Origin of the sequence: Streptomyces sp. NPDC050997, from assembly GCF_040660135.1 — a bacterium.
Classification (GTDB): Bacteria; Actinomycetota; Actinomycetes; order Streptomycetales; family Streptomycetaceae; genus Streptomyces.
In genome coordinates, this window is the sequence record NZ_JBFAGK010000022.1 from 89,430 (window position 1) to 108,011 (window position 18,582).

Annotated in this window: 15 protein-coding genes; 9 read left to right on the plus strand and 6 right to left on the minus strand. The window is 71.0% G+C overall.

Annotated features, from left to right (window positions below):
* Nucleotides 1–24: 24 nt before the first annotated feature.
* Nucleotides 25–2,709 (minus strand): AAA family ATPase, encoded by a 2,685-nt coding sequence (locus AB0H86_RS35900; protein WP_362448771.1) that lies wholly within the window; start codon nt 2,707–2,709, stop codon nt 25–27.
* A 628-nt stretch (nt 2,710–3,337) separates the two neighbouring features.
* Between AB0H86_RS35900 and AB0H86_RS35905 the strand changes: the two genes are divergently transcribed.
* A complete protein-coding gene (locus AB0H86_RS35905) occupies nt 3,338–3,853 on the plus strand; it encodes an NUDIX hydrolase (RefSeq protein WP_362448774.1) in 516 nt (171 codons plus the stop codon).
* A gap of 215 nt (nt 3,854–4,068) precedes the next feature.
* A complete protein-coding gene (locus AB0H86_RS35910; RefSeq protein ID WP_362448777.1) occupies nt 4,069–5,073 on the plus strand; it encodes a DUF2510 domain-containing protein in 1,005 nt (334 codons plus the stop codon).
* Between the two features lie 196 nt (nt 5,074–5,269).
* On the opposite strand, the gene AB0H86_RS35915 is transcribed toward AB0H86_RS35910, so the two are convergent.
* Nucleotides 5,270–5,950 carry a TetR/AcrR family transcriptional regulator C-terminal ligand-binding domain-containing protein gene (locus AB0H86_RS35915; protein WP_362448780.1) on the minus strand — a complete coding sequence of 227 codons (681 nt, stop codon included), beginning with the start codon at nt 5,948–5,950 and terminating at the stop codon, nt 5,270–5,272.
* 240 nt (nt 5,951–6,190) lie between these two features.
* Between AB0H86_RS35915 and AB0H86_RS35920 the strand changes: the two genes are divergently transcribed.
* Nucleotides 6,191–6,988, plus strand: a complete 798-nt coding sequence (locus AB0H86_RS35920; RefSeq protein ID WP_362448784.1) for a phosphatase PAP2 family protein — start codon at nt 6,191–6,193, stop codon at nt 6,986–6,988.
* The gene (locus tag AB0H86_RS35925) at nt 6,985–7,950 is read left to right on the plus strand and encodes a hypothetical protein (protein ID WP_362448787.1); all 966 of its coding nucleotides are present in this window, start codon (nt 6,985–6,987) and stop codon (nt 7,948–7,950) included. The genes AB0H86_RS35920 and AB0H86_RS35925 overlap by 4 nt, the downstream gene beginning before the upstream one ends.
* Before the next feature lie 155 nt (nt 7,951–8,105).
* On the opposite strand, the gene AB0H86_RS35930 is transcribed toward AB0H86_RS35925, so the two are convergent.
* Together AB0H86_RS35930 and AB0H86_RS35935 are read right to left on the minus strand one after the other, a co-directional pair.
* Complete coding sequence (locus AB0H86_RS35930) at nt 8,106–8,924, minus strand: phospholipid scramblase-related protein (RefSeq protein WP_362448790.1); 819 nt, start codon at nt 8,922–8,924, stop codon at nt 8,106–8,108.
* A gap of 64 nt (nt 8,925–8,988) precedes the next feature.
* Nucleotides 8,989–11,040 carry a phosphocholine-specific phospholipase C gene (locus AB0H86_RS35935; RefSeq protein WP_362448793.1) on the minus strand — a complete coding sequence of 684 codons (2,052 nt, stop codon included), beginning with the start codon at nt 11,038–11,040 and terminating at the stop codon, nt 8,989–8,991.
* Nucleotides 11,041–11,196: 156 nt separating this feature from the next.
* Here AB0H86_RS35935 and AB0H86_RS35940 point away from each other — a divergent pair, with 156 nt between their 5' ends.
* Nucleotides 11,197–12,495 (plus strand): MFS transporter, encoded by a 1,299-nt coding sequence (locus tag AB0H86_RS35940; protein WP_362448796.1) that lies wholly within the window; start codon nt 11,197–11,199, stop codon nt 12,493–12,495.
* Between the two features lie 178 nt (nt 12,496–12,673).
* On the opposite strand, the gene AB0H86_RS35945 is transcribed toward AB0H86_RS35940, so the two are convergent.
* The gene (locus AB0H86_RS35945) at nt 12,674–13,798 is read right to left on the minus strand and encodes an NAD(P)/FAD-dependent oxidoreductase (protein WP_362448799.1); all 1,125 of its coding nucleotides are present in this window, start codon (nt 13,796–13,798) and stop codon (nt 12,674–12,676) included.
* 141 nt (nt 13,799–13,939) lie between these two features.
* Here AB0H86_RS35945 and AB0H86_RS35950 point away from each other — a divergent pair, with 141 nt between their 5' ends.
* Nucleotides 13,940–14,635 carry a TetR family transcriptional regulator gene (locus AB0H86_RS35950; protein WP_362448802.1) on the plus strand — a complete coding sequence of 232 codons (696 nt, stop codon included), beginning with the start codon at nt 13,940–13,942 and terminating at the stop codon, nt 14,633–14,635.
* Between the two features lie 116 nt (nt 14,636–14,751).
* Here AB0H86_RS35950 and AB0H86_RS35955 read toward each other — a convergent pair whose 3' ends face one another.
* The gene (locus tag AB0H86_RS35955) at nt 14,752–15,474 is read right to left on the minus strand and encodes an IclR family transcriptional regulator (protein ID WP_362448908.1); all 723 of its coding nucleotides are present in this window, start codon (nt 15,472–15,474) and stop codon (nt 14,752–14,754) included.
* 106 nt (nt 15,475–15,580) lie between these two features.
* Here AB0H86_RS35955 and AB0H86_RS35960 point away from each other — a divergent pair, with 106 nt between their 5' ends.
* From AB0H86_RS35960 to dmpG, 3 genes are read left to right on the plus strand one after another with little or no spacing between them, the layout of a single operon-like run.
* Nucleotides 15,581–16,423 carry a fumarylacetoacetate hydrolase family protein gene (locus tag AB0H86_RS35960; protein ID WP_362448805.1) on the plus strand — a complete coding sequence of 281 codons (843 nt, stop codon included), beginning with the start codon at nt 15,581–15,583 and terminating at the stop codon, nt 16,421–16,423.
* Between the two features lie 38 nt (nt 16,424–16,461).
* Nucleotides 16,462–17,478: an acetaldehyde dehydrogenase (acetylating) gene (locus AB0H86_RS35965; protein WP_362448910.1), complete on the plus strand. Its 1,017-nt coding sequence runs from the start codon at nt 16,462–16,464 to the stop codon at nt 17,476–17,478.
* Nucleotides 17,475–18,494 (plus strand): 4-hydroxy-2-oxovalerate aldolase, encoded by a 1,020-nt coding sequence (gene dmpG, locus AB0H86_RS35970; RefSeq protein ID WP_362448807.1) that lies wholly within the window; start codon nt 17,475–17,477, stop codon nt 18,492–18,494. The genes AB0H86_RS35965 and dmpG overlap by 4 nt, the downstream gene beginning before the upstream one ends.
* The last annotated feature ends 88 nt before the right edge of the window (nt 18,495–18,582 follow it).

The following is an 18,582-nucleotide window of genomic DNA, read 5'->3' on the forward strand; positions in this document are numbered from 1 at the left end:
GGGGACGAGCCCGCCCGGGGGTGCCTATCGCGGCCCGCGTACAGCCTCCAGTGCCGCGCTCGCCCGGTCCGCCAGCCCGTCCGCCCCGCAGGAACGCGCCAGTGCCAGGCCCCGGTTGAGTTCGGTGACCGAGCGGGACAGGATGCCGTACTCGACCCGGGACGCCGCGTGTTCGTACTGGCAGGGCGAGGCCTCCAGATAGGCGACGGCCTGCCCGGCCAGCCGGACCGCGCGCTGGCCGGTCTCCAGGGCGGCCGCGCAGCGCAGGGCCTCTCCTATGGCGGTGTCCGTGCCGAAGCGCTCGGCGTGCCGACGGGCATCGGTGGCCAGCCGCGCGGCGCGGCTCGGGTCCTCCACGGCGAGCGCGCGGGCGAGGTCGACGGCCCACGGGACCAGCACCGGGTTGTAATGGCCGCGCGCGGCGGCGGCCTTCTCGGCGGCCTCCAGTTCGTTGACGCCGTCCTTGGTGCGGCCGACCGCGAGCAAGAGACGGCCGCGTACCGAGCGGGGGTCGGGCAGCACGATGGTGGACGGGTACGGCGGGGCGAAGCCGTACTGCTCGGCTATCGACCAGGCCTCGTCGACATGGCCGCGGGCGAGCAGCGTGTCGACGAGATTGCAGGTCGCCGACCAGTACAACGGCAGCCCGCGGCCGACGCGTTCGGCGATGCGCAGCGACTCGCGCAGGGACGCCTCGGCCTCCCTGAGCCGGCCGCGCCTGCGGTGTCCGAGACCGACGTAGGCGTGCGCCAAGGCGAGGTGGCCGCCGCTCCAGCCGGACGACTCGTAGGCGCGCAGGGCCTGCGTGAACAGGCTCTCGGCACGGTCGAGTCGGTCGGTGTAGGCGTACGAGGAGGCCAGCATCATGGGGAGTTCGACGCCCCACTCGGTGTCCGTCCAGCCGAGTCCGGGGGCGAGCAGGCCGTTGACCAGGGCACGGTCGGACAGTTCGACTATCTCCTCGGCGTTCTCTCCGTGGGTCATGGCGTCGAAGCCGCGCAGGATGAGCAGGGCGCGCTCGGAGTTGTCCCGGCCGGCGCAGGTCCGGGCGAGCTCGGCGAGACGTTGCGAGCGTCCCGGGGAGGCCGTCTCGCCCGCGTGGATGCCCTCCCACATGTACTGCACGGCCTGCAGCCGCATCCGGGCGGGCCCGGGCACCTGCCGGGCGGCCTCCGTCTCGACCGTGCGGACGGCCTCCTCCAGCTGGTCGTTGTGCAGGAGTGCCTGGGAGAGGCGGAAGACGGCGTCGACGCGTTCGGCGCCGTCCAGGCCCGGCATGGCGAGCGCGGTCTGGAGGTGGTCGATGGTCCGGGCGGGCGCGGTCAGCAGGGTGGCGCAGCCGAGTTCGTAGAGGACGCGCGCGTGGACCTCGGGCGACGGGGGTTCCAGCAGGGCCCGTTCGAGACAGCGGCGGGCCGCGTCGGGGGCGCCGACGGCGAGGTGGTCGCGGGCGGCCTCGCGCAGCTGCTCGACGAGTTCCTCGTCGTCGTCCGGGTGGACCTGGAGGAGGTGACGGGCGGCGGCCGCCGCACCGCGCCCGGAGTCGGTGACGACCTGGGCGGCGATGCCGTGCATCGCGGTGCACAGGGCGGGTGGGATGGAGTCGTAGACGGCGGTGGCGATCAGCGGGTGGACGAACTCCAGGTCGCCGTCGTCCGACTGGGTGTTCGCCGGGTCGGACGTGGTCAGGATGCGGGCGCTGCGCAGCAGTTCGGCGCAGTGCCCCGCCTCGGCGCGGTCCAGGGTGGCGAGCTTGGCCACCAGGTCGACGGAGATGTCGGTGCCGAGGATCGCCGCCGCCCAGGCGAACCGGGTGGCGTCTATGCCGAGTTCCTCCAGGCGGGCGACGAGACCGCCGCCGCGGGCCGCGCGGTTCAGGGCGCGCAGTTCGCCCGCCGCGCCCTCGGAGGGTTGCAGTCCGCTGTCGCGCACCTTGGCGAGGAGTTCGACGGTTTCGTACGGGTTGCCGTCGGTCACGGCCCACACCTCGCGGCAGAACGGGGCGTCGGCGTGGTCGCCCAGGGTGGCGCGGGTGAGGCCGGCGGTCGCCTGCGGGGTGAGGGCGCTCAGGGTGGTGGCGGGGGCGCCGGCGCTGGCGGCGATCACGTCGAGGAGCCGGGCGCTCTCGCCGCTGACCTCGCCGGGGCGGCGGGCCATCACGACCAGCACGGACAGGTCGTCGAGGCGCTTGGTGAAGGCGGCCAGCCAGCGCAGGGTCTCCTGGTCGGCCCAGTGCGCGTCGTCGATCAGCAGCACCAGCGGCCAGTCGCGCCGGGCCAGCCGACGCACCGCGGCGACCAGTCCGTCGGTCACGTTCTGCGGGTCGGCCTGCCGTTCGCCGGGCTCGGTGAGGCCGAGGGCGGGGCCGGCGATGTCGTACCAGTCGCCGAGGTACTCGCGTATCTCCTGCGGCATCAGCGACACCAGGGCGGGCTGCAGCAGCTGCCGTACGACGTTGAAGGGGACGGACCTGAGGGTCTCGCCGCCGCGGGCCGACCACACCGTGCAGCCGAGCCGTTCGGCGATACGGCGGGTCTCGGCGAGCAGGGCGGTCTTGCCGAAGCCGGCCTCGCCCCGGACCACCAGCAGGCTGCCCGAGGAGGCGCTGTCCGCACGCAGGGCCCGAACCGCCGCCAGGACGGAGTCGACTTCCGCGTCGCGTTCCCACAGGGCGGCCGAGGCGGCCGTCGTGGGCCCTACCTCCGTCATCCCGCTACCTCCCCATAGTCGCCCGAACGACGTACAGAACTTGAGCGTAGCCGTCCCGCTGCCGAAGCGGAGGCCGGTCCCGGTACCTGTTGCCGTGACGGGTGACGTCGGGTACGGCGGTCGACGCGCCCTGCCCGTGACCAGCGGTCATGAAACGTGACCATCAGTCAGAAGTGCCGGTTCGACGGGTTCGACGAGGAGACGGCCCTCGTCACCGGGGAGAGGCCCAATCCCCAAGAGCACGTCCAGGAGCGATGATTAGGTGCGTCCTGCCGGGCGCGGCACTGTGGCCGAGGCTGCGGCGGGCGGTGACGCTGACGGGGGGCGCTGCTGCCTTCGCTGACCGACGACGCCCCGATCTGATCGCTGGTGAGGTCCAACTCCTACTATGCGAGAGCCGGCACCCAGTCGGGTGTGCGGCATGAGCTGAACGTCCCGATGACGGTGGTTCGGGGTGGCGGCAGGTGGCTGACCCGAGTGGTGCCGGCAGCGATCTCGCGGAGCTGAATCATCGGCTGCTTCTCGCCCCACGGCAGCGTCAAAAGGCAAGATCAGTACCTGTTTTCTGGACACGAGCCGCAGGGCCCGCATTCTCTGAACTGTCAGTGGGTCGACGTACCCTCGGCAGGTGACCCACCATCTGATATCGCAACGCGTCCTCGACGCTGCGATCGGTGACGCACGTCAGGCTCTTGCTGAGCGCGACAACGCGTTGGAGTGGCTGCTTCGCCCTGAAGCGGCAGGTGATGGTCCGCTGGCAACCGAAGTCTGGGTGTTCGACAGCGCGTTGACGCATGTCCTGCTGGTGCGGCATCGGTGGCGCGGGTGGGTGCCGCCCGGCGGCAGGGTGGATCCCGGAGAGACGCCACGAGAGTCGGCCCGTCGCGAGTTGTTCGAGGAGACCGGAGTGCAGACGGAACTTCTCAGGACGCCGGCGGCTGTCACCGTGCGCTCCTATCGTCCCGGCTCGTCGGCCACCATGGGTGTGTCTTTCATGACGGTCGTCGATCGGAGCACGCAGTTGGTCCCCGAAGAGGGCCAGCCCGCTGCCTGGCAACGGCTGGATGAGCCGTGGCAGAGCTGGTTCTCCGAAGATCGCCTTCACATGGAGCAGTGCGCCGGATGGCTCAGGCAACGCGGTTGAACGCGCGCCTGGCCCGGGTCGGCAGCACCCGGTGCACCAGGAGTCAGGCTGAGTCCGTCCGGCCGACGGACTCGGAACCGGTGGCCGAGAGGGGGGTCCCCTTGCCGCCGCCGGCGCCGACGCGGGAAGGGCCGGTGCGGCTCGTACTGGACTGATACCGGCCGGAACGGGATCCCTCTCATCCCTCTTTCACCGAGTACTCATACGGTGGGGGCATGACGCAGGCGACTCCTCCCGGCTGGTATCCCGACCCCGGGCAGACAGATGACGTTCCCGCCACCGAACGCTGGTGGGACGGTACGGCGTGGACGGACCAGACCCGCCCCTCGGGATCGGCCGCCGCATGGGGTCCCCCGCCGCAGGCGCCGGCCGTGGGACCGTACCCGGCGCATCCCGGCTACCCGGAGTACCCGGGGTCCCCGGCCCAGCCGCCGAGCGGCTCGCGGCGCGGGCTGCGCACCGGCATCGCCGTGGGCGCCGCCGCCGTGGTCCTGGCCTGCATAGGCGTGGGCGTGTTTGCCCTGTCCAGCGGTGACAGCGGGGCCGACGACACCGCCAACTCGCAGCCGGGGCAGGGCGGCCAGGGCGGCCCCTTCGGCGGCTCGGGCGGCTCCGGGGGGTCCGGCGGCTCCGGCGGCCAGTCGCCCGAGCCGGACCAGTCGCCCGGCCCCGACGAGTCCGAGGCACCGAAGATCGAGAGCGGCTCGGTGACCGACGCGATCGACGGGATCAGTCTGCCGATCCCGGACGGCTGGTACGGCCGGGAGGCCTCGGTCGGCGCGCAGCTCACGTCGAACGACTCCTACAACTGCCCCGGCGACACCTCCCAGAAGTGCACCAAGGGCGGCGCGTACTCGGCACCGGCGCTGGCGCTCGGCACCAAGGGGAGCACGGCCGAGGAGGTGGCGAAGGCGGACATCTCGGCCAATGCCAAGGAGTCCTACGGGGCGGGCTACGGCGAGATCACCTCGCATGACGTGCTGGCCTCCGAGGCGGTGACCGTGGCCGGGCAGAAGGGGTACCTGGTCCGCTGGAAGGCGGTCACGAGCAAGGGCTCCGACGGGTACGTCCAGTCGCTGGTCTTCCCGTCCCCCGCCAACGCCAAGCAGCTGGTCGTCGTCCGCTTCGGCGTCGACGTCGAGGAGAAGCAGTCCGTGCTCGACGACATCACCAAGGGCATCAAGGTGTCGAAGGGCGGCGGCAGCGGCCAGGACGTCTGACCGTTCCAACACGAACGGCCGGGTGGAGCACCCCTCCGCTCAAGAGGAGCTCCACCCGGCCGGGGTGCGCGCCGCCCCCGTCCCCACGGTGCGGCGCGAACAGGTCACCGTCCAGTCATCTCATGGACGGCGGCCTGGGTCTCAGGTGATGCCTGGGTCTCAGCCGACTGGGCCTCAGGCGGGCCTGTCCGGCGGATCAGGCCCCGGACGACGTGGGTTGCTCGGTCGACGTGGCCGCACTGCAGCCCGATCCGCCGGTCAGGCCCAGCGCGGGGAGCACCGCGGCGTCCACGAAGCGGACCAGATAGTCCGGGTCCGCGTACTTTCCCTCCAGGACTGGCCGGGCGCGCAGGACGCCGAACATCTGTGCGGGGACGTACTCCAGCGCCGGATGGTCCCCGGCGACCTCACCCCGCTCGACGCCCCGCCGGAGGATCTCCCCCAGCGCGACGATCTCCGGCTCCACGAGCGCCTCACGCAGCGCCTGAGCCAGCTCCTGGTCCTGGGTGACGGCGTGGCCGAGTGCCTGCACCAGCTTGGTGTCGTTCGTCGACCAGGCGCCCGCGGCCCGGGCCGCCGCGCGCAGATCCTCGGCGAGCGAACCGGTGTCGATGCCGATGAAACGCACCCGCCGGTTGGCACGCAGGGCCGCCGCCACGAACTGGGGCTTGGTCCGCCACTGCCGGTACAGCGTCGACTTGCTGCAGCGCGTGCTGGTGGCGACGCCCTCCATGCTCAGCGAGTCGTACCCGCACTCGCGGATCTGCTCGAGGACAGCGTCGAAGAACTCCCTCTCACGCTCGGGCGTGATCTTGGAGCGGCGCGAGGCGGCGGCCGTCTCCGGCCCCTCCGCTTCTTCCGCGGCCTGCGACGTCATCTGCTCGTCTCCTCGCTCGGGTCCGGCGACCTCAAGGCTCGCGTTCCAGTGTGTCGTACGTCAATCGATACGCCAGTGTACCGGTACGCCGCCGTATCGGTACACTGGCGTATCGGTACACTGTCGTATCGGTACACTGTCGTATCGGTACGCACCCGTATCGATGAGTTCCACGTGCTCGACGAGTCATCAGCTCGTACAGCACGGCACTCGCACCACCGTCAGCGAAAGGGCCGGGGGATGAATGCCCGCACCGAGCCTGCAACAGCCAAGCCTGGCGCTATAGCCCGGCCGCCGCTCGTCCGTGAGCTCCTGCTCGTCGCAGGGCTCTTCCTCGTCTACAAGTTCGGCCGGCAACTGGCGACGGGCCACACCGCCGAGGCCTTCCGCGACGCCCACCGCGTGTGGGACCTGGAGCGGGCCGTCCAGCTGCCCGGCGAGGGCTCGGTACAGTCCCTGCTGCTGCACGGCCACACGCTCGCGCAGTTCGCGAACACCTACTACGCGACCGTCCACTTCCCGGCCACCGTGGCCTTCCTGGTCTGGCTCTATCTGCGCCGCCCCGCGCACTACGTGTGGGCCCGCCGCGTCCTGGCCGCGCTCACCACCGCGGCCCTGGTCACGCACCTGGTGTTCCCGCTCGCCCCGCCGCGCATGCTGGCCGCGACCGGCCTGGTGGACACCGCCCGGATGTACGGCCCCTCGGTGTACGGCCCGCCGCAGACCGACCACCTGTCGAACCAGTTCGCCGCGATGCCGTCGCTGCACTTCGGGTGGGCGCTGATGGTGGCGATCGGCCTGATCGTGGCGACCCGGTCGCGCCTGCGGTGGCTGTGGCTGCTGCACCCGCTGCTGACCCTGCTGGTGATCGTCGGTACGGCGAACCACTACTGGCTCGACGCGCTCGCGGCCGGTGTCCTGCTGGCTCTCGCGCTCGCGGTGATCCACCTGCCGCACCGGACGGCCACGACCGCCGGACGCGCCCAGGAGAAACTCGTACCGGCCGACGAGATCGTCCTGGTCGGAGCGGGCCGATGAACGCCACCCTGCTCGCCGTCGCACTGTCCCTGTTCTCCGCCGTCGCCTACGCCGCCGCGGCCGTCGCCCAGGAACGGCTCGCTTCCCGCAACCCCGGCTCGGGCCTGCTGCGGCTGCTGGGCTCGGGCGCCTGGTGGTGGTCGGTCGGACTCAACGCGGCGGCCGCGCTGCTGCACGTCGTCGCCCTCAAGTACGGTCCGCTGACCGTGGTCCAGCCGCTCGGCGCACTCACCCTGGTCGCGGCGGTGCCGCTGGGCGCGCGGGTCGCCGGACGCCGGGTCGCCGCGGTGGAGTGGCGAGGAACCGCGCTCACCCTGGTCGGTCTGTCCGCGATCCTGGTCACGGCGTCCGGGCCCGCCCCGGAGGACGTGCTGAGCGTGCCCGAGGCGCTGACGGTCGCGGGAGTGACGGCGACCCTGATCGGTGTGCTGGCACGGCCGGGAGCCCGGCCCGGCCTCAGGCACGCGAGCGCGTCCGGCTTCGCCTCCGGAGTCGCCTCGGCGCTCACCCAGACGGTGACGGTGGCCGCGACGGACCGCACGGAGTCGCTGTTCGGCGTGCAGGTGATCGGAGTCGCGCTGCTCGTCGCCGCCTTCGCGACAACCGGACTCCTGCTGTCCCAGACCGCCTACCGAGGTGGCCTCGGCGCCCCGCTCGCGATGGTGACCCTGGCCAATCCGACGGCCGCCGCGGTGATCGGGCTGGCCCTGCTCGGCGAGCGACTGCAGGGCGGCGCGGCGGGCGTGCTCCTCGCGCTGGCGGGAGCGGGACTGGCGTCCTGGGGCGTGCTGCTGCTCACCCGGGCGACACCGCACACCGCGCAGGACGCCCTCCCCGTGGACGGCCCCGCTGTGGACGACCACCCCGTGGCGGTGGTGCTGGCGCTGGAGCCGGCAACGGCGACGGCCGAACCGGCGCTGATGCCCCGGCCGGCGACGCCAGGACACCTCACATCACTGTGACCGTCGTTCTGAGCGCAAACGGGCCCGCTGACCGGAAACGGGCCCGCTGACCGGGATCGGGATCGTGCTCGACCGGGCACCGGGCGGCCCAGCCGGGCACCGGGACCGGACGAGCACCGGCCCGGCCGAGCACCGAGCTCGACCGAGCGGCAGGTTCAGCCGAGTCCGCGCGAGTCCTGCTTGAGCGCTGTGTCGACGGTCAGCGCCGTCGCCACGACCAGGCTCAGCAGCGGCTCGGGCAGCTGGTGGTGGATCTGCAGGACGTAGTTGTCCGCGGTCGTGAACATCGTCTTGGCGAGGCCTTCCCAGGTCTTGGTGATCCGTGCGACCTCGCTCTCGGTGTGGTCGACGATCACGAAGTTCCAGGCCCGCCAGTTCTCCGCCTTGATCGCGCCGACCTGTTGGCCGTTCACGTTCATCGCGAAGTTGATCTTGCCGATCATGTTCTGCTGAACGATCTCACCGACCGGCGAGCCGTCCGGACGCTGCACGATCACCCGCGACTTGAGGAACTTCGCGGGCCGGGTCAGCAGCAGCACGGGCTGTCCGTAGGCGTCGCGGATCTCCAGCTTGTGGGTGAGGAACTGGTCGATGCTGGCGACGAAGCGAAGGATCTTCTTGAGCGCGCTCTGCCCGACCTGGACGACCGAGCCGAGCTGGTTGCCGTTCTGATCCATGACCTTGTACTCGTTGGTCAGCTCGATCAGCTTGGCCTTCTGGTTCACCACGAGCACCGGCTCGCTGAACAGGCTGCCGCCGCCGGGGCCGCCCGCGGCGACCCCGGCCTGCTGCTGCACCTGACGCTGCACACCCGCATCCGGTCCGGCCTGCTGCTGCGGCATCTGCGGGGCCGCCTGCTGCTGGTCCGGGTTGGTGTGCTGGGTCCACTGCACACCGTCCCAGTAACGGAGCGTCTGGGGCGCCCCGTGCGGATCGGGGTACCAACCTGCAGGAGTGTTCGATTGCGTTGTCACCGGGGCACAGTACCCCGGGACCATCCATTTCCGGCCAGCCTTGATGGGCCGCCCCACGGAGGCTTTACTCCGTTGTGACAGCCGGGTCGCTGACCCCGGGGCGCCCGTTCTCGACATGTCCGGCGAATCGCCGCACAAAGGCCGGCTCGGCCTCGGACGTGACGGTCAGGTCGTACCAGCGCCTGCTCGCCGCGAGGTCGAAGGTGTGGCGCACGGTGACCCCGGCCCGCACCGTGAAGGTCCTGGCCCGGCCGCCGTAGCCGTCGGCGACCTTCAACCGGGCCGTGCCGGAGCCCTTGTTGGTGAGGGTCAGCTCGATGTCGTCGCCGGTGTGGCGCGCGGTGACCTCGGGTCCTGCCGTCTTGTTCGCGCCCTTGAAGACACGCAGGAAGCCGTTCGGACCGTGCACGGTCAGGTCGTACGACCCCGTCGAGTACGCCGAGTTCCAGGTGTCCGAAACGCTCTTGCCGGCCTCGGTGGTGTAACTCCACGGACCGTCGGTGCGGTTGCCGGAGGTGACCAGGAACGCGGCGCCCGCCTTCGCTCCGGAGGCGAAGGTGAGGGTGAACTTCCCGTTCACCGTGTCCGCCGAACCGTCCACGCGCGGCGCGTACCTGAGCGGACGGGCCAGGCGCAGGCCACGCTCCTGCCGGGGCAGCACCGGGTGGGCGGGCGGGGTCGGCACGTAGTCGGGGTGGCGCTCGCGGTCCGGCGGCTCGTAGCCGTCGGTGTCCGGGAGGGCGACCGGACGGGTGTCCTTGCGGGAGAAGTCGAACGCGGCGCTCAGATCGCCGCAGACGGCCCGTCGCCAGGGCGAGATGTTCGGCTCGTGCACACCGAAGCGGCGTTCCATGAACCGGATGATCGAGGTGTGGTCGAGTGTCTCGGAGCAGACGTAACCGCCCTTGCTCCAGGGCGAGACCACGAGCATCGGCACCCGCTGGCCGAGACCGTAAGGACCGGCGACATGCTCGCTGTCGCCCTTGAAGACATCGAGACCAGCGTCGACCGTGGACTTGCCCTGTGCGGCGGAGGCGGGCGGGAACGGCGGGATCAGGTGGTCGAAGAAGCCGTCGTTCTCGTCGTACGTGACGAACAGGGCCGTCTTCGCCCACACCTTCGGGTCGGCCGTCAGCGCGTCCAGGACCTGGGCGATGTACCAGGCGCCGTAGTTCACGGGCCAGTTGGGGTGCTCGGTGAAGGCCTCGGGGGCGACGATCCAGGAGATCTTCGGCAGCTTCCCGCCCTTGACGTCGGCCTTGAGCTGGTCGAAGTAGCCCTCGCCCTTGGTGTAGTCGGTGCCGGTGCGGGCCTTGTCGTACAGCGGGTCGCCGGGCTTCGCGTTCCGGTACTGGTTGAAGTAGAGGAGCGAGTTGTCGCCGTAGTTGCCGCGGTAGGCGTCCTGGATCCAGCCCCAGGAGCCGTTCGCGTCGAGGCCGTCACCGACGTCCTGGTAGATCTTCCAGGAGACTCCGGCCTTCTCCAGGCGCTCGGGGTAGGTGGTCCAGCCGTAGCCGACCTCGTCGTTGCCCAGGACGGGGCCGCCGCCCTGGCCGTCGTTGCCCGTGTAACCCGTCCACATGTAGTAGCGGTTCGGGTCGGTGGAGCCGATGAAGGAACAGTGGTACGCGTCGCAGATGGTGAAGGAGTCGGCGAGCGCGTAGTGGAACGGGATGTCGTCACGGTTCAGGTACGCCATGGTCGTGGACCCCTTGCTGGGCACCCACTTGTCGTACGCGCCCCCGTTGAAGGCGGCGTGACCGTCGTTCCAGCCGTGCGGAAGGTCCTGGACGAAGGCCATGCCCAGGTCGTCGGCGTCGGGGTGGAAGGGCAGGACGTCCTTGGTGCCGTCCGACTGGTGCCACACCGTCCTGCCGTCGGCACGGGTCACCGGCCGAGGGTCTCCGAAGCCCCGGACGCCCCGCAGCGAGCCGAAGTAGTGGTCGAAGGACCGGTTCTCCTGCATCAGGACGACGATGTGCTCCACGTCCTCGATAGTTCCCGTGCGGTCGTTCGCCGGGAGGGCGGCCGCGCGCTGAATGCTGTTCGACAACGCGGTGAACGCCGTGGTGGCGCCCCCGAGCTGGAGGAATCTGCGCCGATTGACTTCGGGCATGAGTGGGTGCCTCTCATCCTGGGGTACGGATGGCCGGAACGTGAGCGAATGCGCGCGGTGCGAGCTTCCCAAGCCCACCAAACGTCAGGGAAGGGTCTGGTGTCGCTGATGTGAAAGTCGTCGGTACGTGAGGTGTGCCGGTACCGGGGCCGGGGGATGGTCGCGATCATGACAGAGACACACACGTCGCCGTCCACCCCGACGAAACGGCCCGTACGTCAGCTCCTCGCGGCCTCCGTGGGCAACGCCGTGGAGTGGTACGACTGGTACGCCTACACCTTCCTGGCCACCTACATCGCCGCCGAGGTCTTCCCGAAGAGCGCGGACAACTCGCTGGTGCCGCTGCTGTCGACGTTCGCGGTGTTCGCGGTGGGCTTCTTCATGCGGCCGGTCGGCGGGCTGCTGATGGGCGCCGTCGCGGACCGGCACGGCCGGCGCGCCGCGCTCACCGTCACCATCCTGCTGATGGGCGGCAGCAGTCTGCTGGTCGGGCTGACGCCGACGTACGCGGCGGTGGGTGTCCTCGCCCCGGTGGTCCTGGTGCTCGCGCGGCTGCTCCAGGGCCTGTCCGTGGGCGGCGAGTTCGCGGCCTCGACGACCTTCCTGGTCGAGTCGGCGGGGCCCGGCCGGCGCGGGCTGTTCTCCAGTTTCCAGTATGTGTCGACCACGGCCGGTCAGCTCGTCGCGTCCGGGATCGCCACCCTGCTCGTGAACACGTTGAGCGACGGGCAGATGAACGGCTGGGGCTGGCGGATCCCGTTCGTCCTCGGGGCCGTACTCAGCCTGGTCGGCTTCTGGATCCGGCAGGGCGCGCAGGAGACCCGCAGCACCGAGCAGCAACAGGCGCCGCGCCCGGGCCTGTTGGAGGCACTGCGCCGCCACCCCCGCGAGTCCCTCCTGATCTGCGGCATCACGGCGGGCGGCACCATCGCCTACTACACGTGGACGTCGTACCTGCCGACGTACGCCGAACTCAACGCGGGCGTCGACAAGTCGGACGCGCTGCTCGCGGGCACGATCTCGCTCGCCTTCTTCGGCCTGCTCCAGCCGCTCGGCGGACTGCTCTCCGACCGCTTCGGCCGCCGCCCCCTGCTCCTCTTCTTCGGCCTCGGCTTCGCCCTCCTGAGCGTCCCCCTGCTGCACTCCCTGCGCGACTCCTTCGTCGTCCTGCTGCTCGTACAGTGCGCGGGCATGATCCTGCTGACCGGCTTCACGTCGATCAGCGCGGCGGTCAACGCCGAGATCTTCCCGCCCCGGGTGCGGGCGGCCGGCATCGGCTTCCCCTACTCCCTGACGGTCGCGCTGTTCGGCGGCACGGCCCCGTACGTCGGCACCCTCTTCAAGGAGACCGGCCACACGAGCCTCTTCCCCTGGTACGTCGCCGCCCTGTGCCTGGTGTCCTCACTGGTGTATCTGCGACTGCCGGAGACGGCGCACGGGGAGTTGCGGCGCTGAGGTAGGTGAGCTGCGCGAGAGGGTGTCGCGACGACTGCCGACTCATGGACCGGACCACCCCCGGCGCCGTGATGACCGGGCCGAGCACGTCGGCTGCCGCTCCTCGGCCATGGCGACGCGCAGCCCCTCCCCCGCATTCACTCCGCGCCTCACACACGACGGCGTGTGCTGTGTCGGGCTACTCGTGTCCGGTGAACATGTTGATCAGGCTGTGGGGTGCGTTGTCGTCGTAGAGGAGCTCCTGGATGTGGGCGCCCTCGGTGGCGGCCTCGGCGCTGCGGGGGAACATGGCCTGCTCGTACTCGGTGAGCGCGGCCTCGACGTCATCGGGGTGCGCGGCGAGGGCCTTGCCGAGTTCGGCGCCGTCGTACATGGCCAGGTTGGCGCCTTCACCGGACGGGGCCGAGAGGTGGGCGGCGTCGCCGAGCAGGGTCACTCCCGGCACCCGGTCCCACCGGTGCCCGATCGGCAGGGAGTTGAGGGGGCGCAGGACCGGCGCGGTGTCACCGTCGGTGATCAGTGCGGTGAGCTCCGGCGCCCAGCCGTGGAACTCCCGCGCGATCCGCGCGGTCGCCGTGGCGGAATCGGTGAAGTCGACACCGGCGAACCAGTCCTGCGGCTTCGAGAGCGCCGCGTAGGTGTGGAGGGTCCCGCCGCTCTCCCGGTGTGCCAGGATCCCCTTCCCCGGCGCGAGCGCGAAGAGCGCCCCGCCACCGACCACCCGGGCGCTGACGGGGTGCCGGGTGTCGCCGTCGAGCAGGTAGGTCTCGATGAGGGATCTGCCGAGGTACTCGGGCATGGCGTCGGAGAGCAGCGGTCGGACTCGTGACCACGCGCCGTCCGCGCCGACCAGCAGACTCGTGACGACGGTGGTGCCGTCGGCGAAGGTCACCTCGTGACGGCTGTCGCCGAGGGCACGGACACCGCTGACCTTGTGGCCCCACCGGACGGTGCCGGCGGGTAGGGAGTCGAGCAGGATCTGCCGCAGCTCGCCGCGCTGCACCTCGGGGCGTCCACCCGTGCCGTCGTCGGTCTCGTCGAGCAGAACGGTCCCGTCCCGGTCGAGGACCCGGGTCGCCTCGCGACCCTCCAGGACGAGGCCGCGGAACTCGTCGGTCAGGCCTGCCGCCTGGAGAGCCGGTTGGCCGTTGTGGTCGTGGATGTCGAGCAACCCGCCCTGCGTGCGGGCGGTCGACGAGGACTCGGCCTCGTAGACCGTGGCCGGGATGCCGTGGACATGGAGGACGCGGGCGAGGGTCAGTCCTCCGAGTCCGGCGCCGATGATCGTGACTTCAGTGGTCATGGTGGGTCCTTGCTTGTCGCACCTCCGCCGGGTGGGCACCCGACAGGACATCTCTGGAATGCCGTTCCAGTACGAGCCTGGAACAGCGTTCCAGAGATGTCAAGCTGGAACAGCGTTCCAGGCGTGTGTCAGGATGTACGCATGGCAACCAGGACGCGTCGTCCGGAGCGACGAGAGGAACCGCTCTCCCGCGAGCGCATCGTCGAGGCCGCGATCGGGCTTCTCGACACGGCGGGCGAGGGCGGACTCACGTTCCGCGCACTGGCCGAGCGCCTCGCCACCGGGCCCGGTGCGATCTACTGGCATGTCACGGGCAAGGAGGAACTCCTCAGTGCCGCCACCGACGCCGTCGTCGCCGGCGCGGTGACCGCCGACACCTCCGATGCGACGCCACAGGAGGCGATCCGCGCCCTCGCACTCGGCGTGTTCGACGCGATCGACGCCCACCCGTGGGCCGGCACACAACTCGCCCGCGCTCCGTCTCAGTCACCGCTGCTGCGCGTCTTCGAACACATCGGACGCCAGGTCCAAGCGCTCGGAGTGCCCCACGCCGCCCAGTTCACGGCCGCGTCCGCGCTACTGAACTACGTCCTCGGAGTGGGCGGACAGAACGCGGCCAACGCCCGCGGTCACCAACTGGACACGGACCGGACCGAGTTCCTCAGCACCGTCTCCGCCACATGGGCCGACCTCGATCCCGACGAATACGCGTTCACCCGAAACGTCGCGGACCAACTACGCGATCACGACGACCGAGTAGAGTTCCTCGCCGGCATCGACCTCATCGTCACCGGCATCACCGCCCGTCGATGGCCGACCGACCCGGCGCCGTCGTAGCCGGCCTCGCACAGCCGTCACGGGTGGCTCAGAGCCGATAGCCCTGACGGCCGCCTGACCGGGTCTCGGGGCGGCGCCCGTCTGGGTCCCCGCGACTCCGGCGACGCCCCCTCTCCTCAGCCGCCCCCACGCAGCACACGCGACAGCCCCAGGGCCGCGGTGCGTACGGCGGGGGCGAGTTGGGCCGGGCTGAAGCGGGCGCGCGGTACGGCCACCGAGAGGGCGGCGACCGTGGTGCCGCCGGCGAAGACGGGAGCCGCGATGCAACTCACGCCGAGGGCGGCCTCCTGCTCCTCGTAGGCGAGACCCGAGACCCGGATCTTCTCCAGGGCCATGCGCAGGCGATCCGGGTCGGTGATCGAGTGGGGCGTGAGGCTCGGCAGCGGCCGGGACAGCACCTCCTCGGTCAGCTCCGCACCCGAGAAGGCGAGCAGGGCCTTGCCGACGCCGGTGCAGTTCAGCGGCAGGCTGCCCCCGATGCGGGAGGGCAGCCGCAGGGCCGCGTGGCCGTGGATGCGCTCGAGGTAGACCACCTCCAGGCCCTCCCGTACACCGAGGTGGACCGTCTCACGGGTGGCCTCGAACAGGTCCTGCAGGAAGGGCAGGGCCGTCTCCCGCAGATCGAGCCGGTGCGGGACCAGCGAACCCAGCTCGAAAAGCTTCGCGCCGAGCCGGTACCGCGGCCCCGAGCGCTCCAGCCAGCCCAGCCGCACGAGGTCCGCCGCCAACCGGTGCACCGTCGGCTTGGGCAGGCCAGTGCGCTCCGAAAGTTCCGACAGACGGTACAGTCCACCGCTCGGACTGAAGCTTTCGAGGATGAGTGTGGCCTTTTCCAGCATGCTGGCGCCCACATTGTTCCGTGTCACGGAACAGAGTTTGTGCCTTCCCGGAGGCGATGTCTATATCGAGTCCTAGCCCCGCTTCTCCCGCTCCTGGAGGTATCCCGTGTCGACCGTGCTCGACGGCGTCCGTCCGGACGCCGCCCCACCGGCCGTGGTCAAGGCCGCCGACCTGCTGGCGGACGCCGCCCGTACCGGGGCCGCCTGCCCGCCGGTGCGTGACCTGTTCGACGACGGCGGCGATCTGGAGAACGCGTACGCCGTGCAGCAGTTGAACGTCCGGCGCGCTCTGGACGCCGGCCGCCGGATCGTCGGCCGCAAGATCGGCCTGACCTCCGTGGCCGTGCAGAAGCAACTCGGCGTGGACCGGCCCGACTTCGGTGCCCTGTTCGCGGACATGGCCGTACCCGACGGCGGCCAGGTACCGGCCGGGCGGCTGATCCAGCCCAAGGTGGAGGCCGAGGTCGCGCTGGTCCTCGGCGCTGACCTGCCGCACCGGGAGTGCACGGTCGTCGACCTGCTGCGCGCGGTCGACTTCGCGCTGCCCGCGCTGGAGATCGTCGACAGCCGGGTGCGGGGCTGGGACATCTCCCTCGTCGACACGGTCGCCGACAACGCCTCCTGCGGTCTGTACGTCCTGGGCGCCACGCCCGTACCGCTCACCGCCGTGGACCTGCGTGCCGTGACGATGACCATGACCCGGGGCGGCGAGACCGTCTCCGAGGGCACCGGCGCCGACTGCCTCGGCAGCCCCCTCAACGCGGCGGTATGGCTGGCCTCCGCGCTCGCCGAACGGGGCGATCCGCTGCGCGCGGGCGACCTCGTACTGACCGGCGCCCTCGGCCCGATGGTCCCGGCCGCCCCGGGCGACGTGTTCGAGGCCCGTATCTCGGACCTCGGCTCCGTACGGGCCGGGTTCGCCGCCGAAGCCGAAGGAGACGCCGAGTGAGCGACAAGACCGAACCAGCGAGCAACAGGACCGAACCAGTGAGCAACAAGACCAAAGTCGCCGTCATCGGGTCGGGCAACATCGGCACCGACCTGATGATCAAGATCCTGCGGCTGTCGGAGAGCATGGAGATCGCCGCGATGGCCGGCATCGACCCGGACTCCGACGGCCTGGCCCGCGCCCGACGCTTCAAAGTGGCCACCACCCACGAGGGCGTCGAGGGGCTCGTCGCACTGGACGAGTTCGCCGACGTCGAGTTCGTCTTCGACGCGACCTCGGCCGGCGCCCACCGTCACCACGACGAGGTCCTGCGCCCGCTGGGCCGCACCCTCGTCGACCTCACCCCGGCGGCCGTCGGCCCGTACGTCGTCCCGCCCGTCAACGGCGACGCCCATCTCGGCGCCGCCAACGTCAACATGGTCACCTGCGGCGGCCAGGCCACCATCCCGATCGTCGCCGCGGTGGGCGCCGTCACGCCCGTCCACTACGGCGAGATCGTCGCCTCCATCGCCTCCCGCTCCGCAGGACCCGGCACCCGGGCGAACATCGACGAGTTCACCGAGACCACCTCCTCCGCCATCGAGAAGGTCGGCGGCGCCGCCCGCGGCAAGGCGATCATCGTCCTCAACCCGGCCGAACCCCCGCTGATCATGCGGGACACCGTGCACTGCCTGGTCTCCGACTGCGCCACCGAGGCCGTCACGGCGTCCGTGGAGGAGATGGTCGGCCGCGTCCAGGCGTACGTGCCCGGCTACCGGCTCAAGCAGAAGGTGCAGTTCGACCGCGTGGCGAGCGACGACCCGCTGCGCGCCCTCGCCCCGGGGGCGGGCGACGCCCTGAAGGTCTCGGTCTTCCTGGAGGTCGAGGGCGCCGCCCACTACCTGCCGGCCTACGCCGGAAACCTCGACATCATGACCTCGGCCGCGCTGCGCACCGCCGAGCGCATGGCCGCCCTCCCCCACTCTCGGCTTCTCCCCCACTCTCGACTTCGCTCGAGCGGGGGGACCCCCATGAGCGCGGGGACCCCCATCGCCGCGGAGGTGGCATCCCGATGAGCCGTCTGTACATCCAGGACGTGACCCTGCGGGACGGCATGCACGCCGTCCGGCACCGCTACACCGTCGACCAGGCCCGCGCCATCGCCGCCGTCCTGGACGCCGCCGGAGTCGCCGCCATCGAGATCGCGCACGGCGACGGACTGGCCGGCTCCAGCATCAACTACGGCGTCGGAGCGCACACCGACTGGGAGTGGATCGAGGCCGTCACCGACGTCACCCGGCACGCCGTGCCCACCACACTGCTGCTCCCCGGCATCGGCACCCTGCACGACCTCAGGCAGGCGCACGCCCTGGGCATCCGCTCGGTGCGCGTCGCCACCCACTGCACCGAGGCCGACATCTCCGCCCAGCACATCGCCGCCGCACGCGACCTGGGCATGGACGTCGCCGGGTTCCTGATGATGTCGCACATGGCCGAACCGGCCGAACTCGCCCGCCAGGCCAAGCTGATGGAGTCCTACGGCGCCCACTGCGTCTACGTCACCGACTCCGGCGGCCGCCTCACCATGGACGGCGTCCGCGACCGCTTCCGCGCCTACCGCGACACCCTCGACCCGGCCACCGAGCTGGGCATCCACGCCCACCACAACCTCGCCCTCGGCGTCGCCAACAGCGTCGTCGCCGTCGAGAGCGGCGCCGTACGGGTGGACGCCTCGCTCGCGGGCCAGGGCGCGGGAGCGGGAAACTGCCCGCTGGAGGCGTTCATCGCGGTCGCCGACCTCATGGGGTGGGAGCACGCGTGCGACCTGTTCCCGCTCATGGACGCCGCCGACGATCTCGTACGTCCGCTGCAGGACCGCGAGGTCCGGGTGGACCGCGAGACCCTCAGCCTCGGATACGCCGGGGTGTATTCCAGCTTCCTGCGCCACGCCGAGACGGCGGCCGCCCGCTACGGCCTCGACACCCGCGGCATCCTCGTCGAGGTCGGCCGACGCGGCATGGTCGGCGGCCAGGAGGACATGATCACCGACATCGCCCTGGACCTGGTGGCCCGCGGGGAGAGCGCGGTCTGATCCCTCACGCGGGCACGATCGGCCGGACGAATGCACTGACCAGCCCTTTCACGGAAGGTCTTCCGCCTGACAGAAGCCGTCTTGCCGA

What these genes read in the sequence shown, in the direction of transcription:
- AB0H86_RS35920 (WP_362448784.1), top strand. Translation starts at nt 6,191, where the DNA reads ATGAATGCCCGCACCGAGCCTGCAACAGCCAAGCCTGGCGCTATAGCC.
- AB0H86_RS35900 (WP_362448771.1), bottom strand. Translation starts at nt 2,709, where the DNA reads ATGACGGAGGTAGGGCCCACGACGGCCGCCTCGGCCGCCCTGTGGGAA.
- AB0H86_RS35950 (WP_362448802.1), top strand. Translation starts at nt 13,940, where the DNA reads ATGGCAACCAGGACGCGTCGTCCGGAGCGACGAGAGGAACCGCTCTCC.
- AB0H86_RS35910 (WP_362448777.1), top strand. Translation starts at nt 4,069, where the DNA reads ATGACGCAGGCGACTCCTCCCGGCTGGTATCCCGACCCCGGGCAGACA.
- AB0H86_RS35955 (WP_362448908.1), bottom strand. Translation starts at nt 15,474, where the DNA reads ATGCTGGAAAAGGCCACACTCATCCTCGAAAGCTTCAGTCCGAGCGGT.
- AB0H86_RS35915 (WP_362448780.1), bottom strand. Translation starts at nt 5,950, where the DNA reads ATGACGTCGCAGGCCGCGGAAGAAGCGGAGGGGCCGGAGACGGCCGCC.
- AB0H86_RS35945 (WP_362448799.1), bottom strand. Translation starts at nt 13,798, where the DNA reads ATGACCACTGAAGTCACGATCATCGGCGCCGGACTCGGAGGACTGACC.
- AB0H86_RS35925 (WP_362448787.1), top strand. Translation starts at nt 6,985, where the DNA reads ATGAACGCCACCCTGCTCGCCGTCGCACTGTCCCTGTTCTCCGCCGTC.
- AB0H86_RS35940 (WP_362448796.1), top strand. Translation starts at nt 11,197, where the DNA reads ATGGTCGCGATCATGACAGAGACACACACGTCGCCGTCCACCCCGACG.
- dmpG (WP_362448807.1), top strand. Translation starts at nt 17,475, where the DNA reads ATGAGCCGTCTGTACATCCAGGACGTGACCCTGCGGGACGGCATGCAC.
- AB0H86_RS35935 (WP_362448793.1), bottom strand. Translation starts at nt 11,040, where the DNA reads ATGCCCGAAGTCAATCGGCGCAGATTCCTCCAGCTCGGGGGCGCCACC.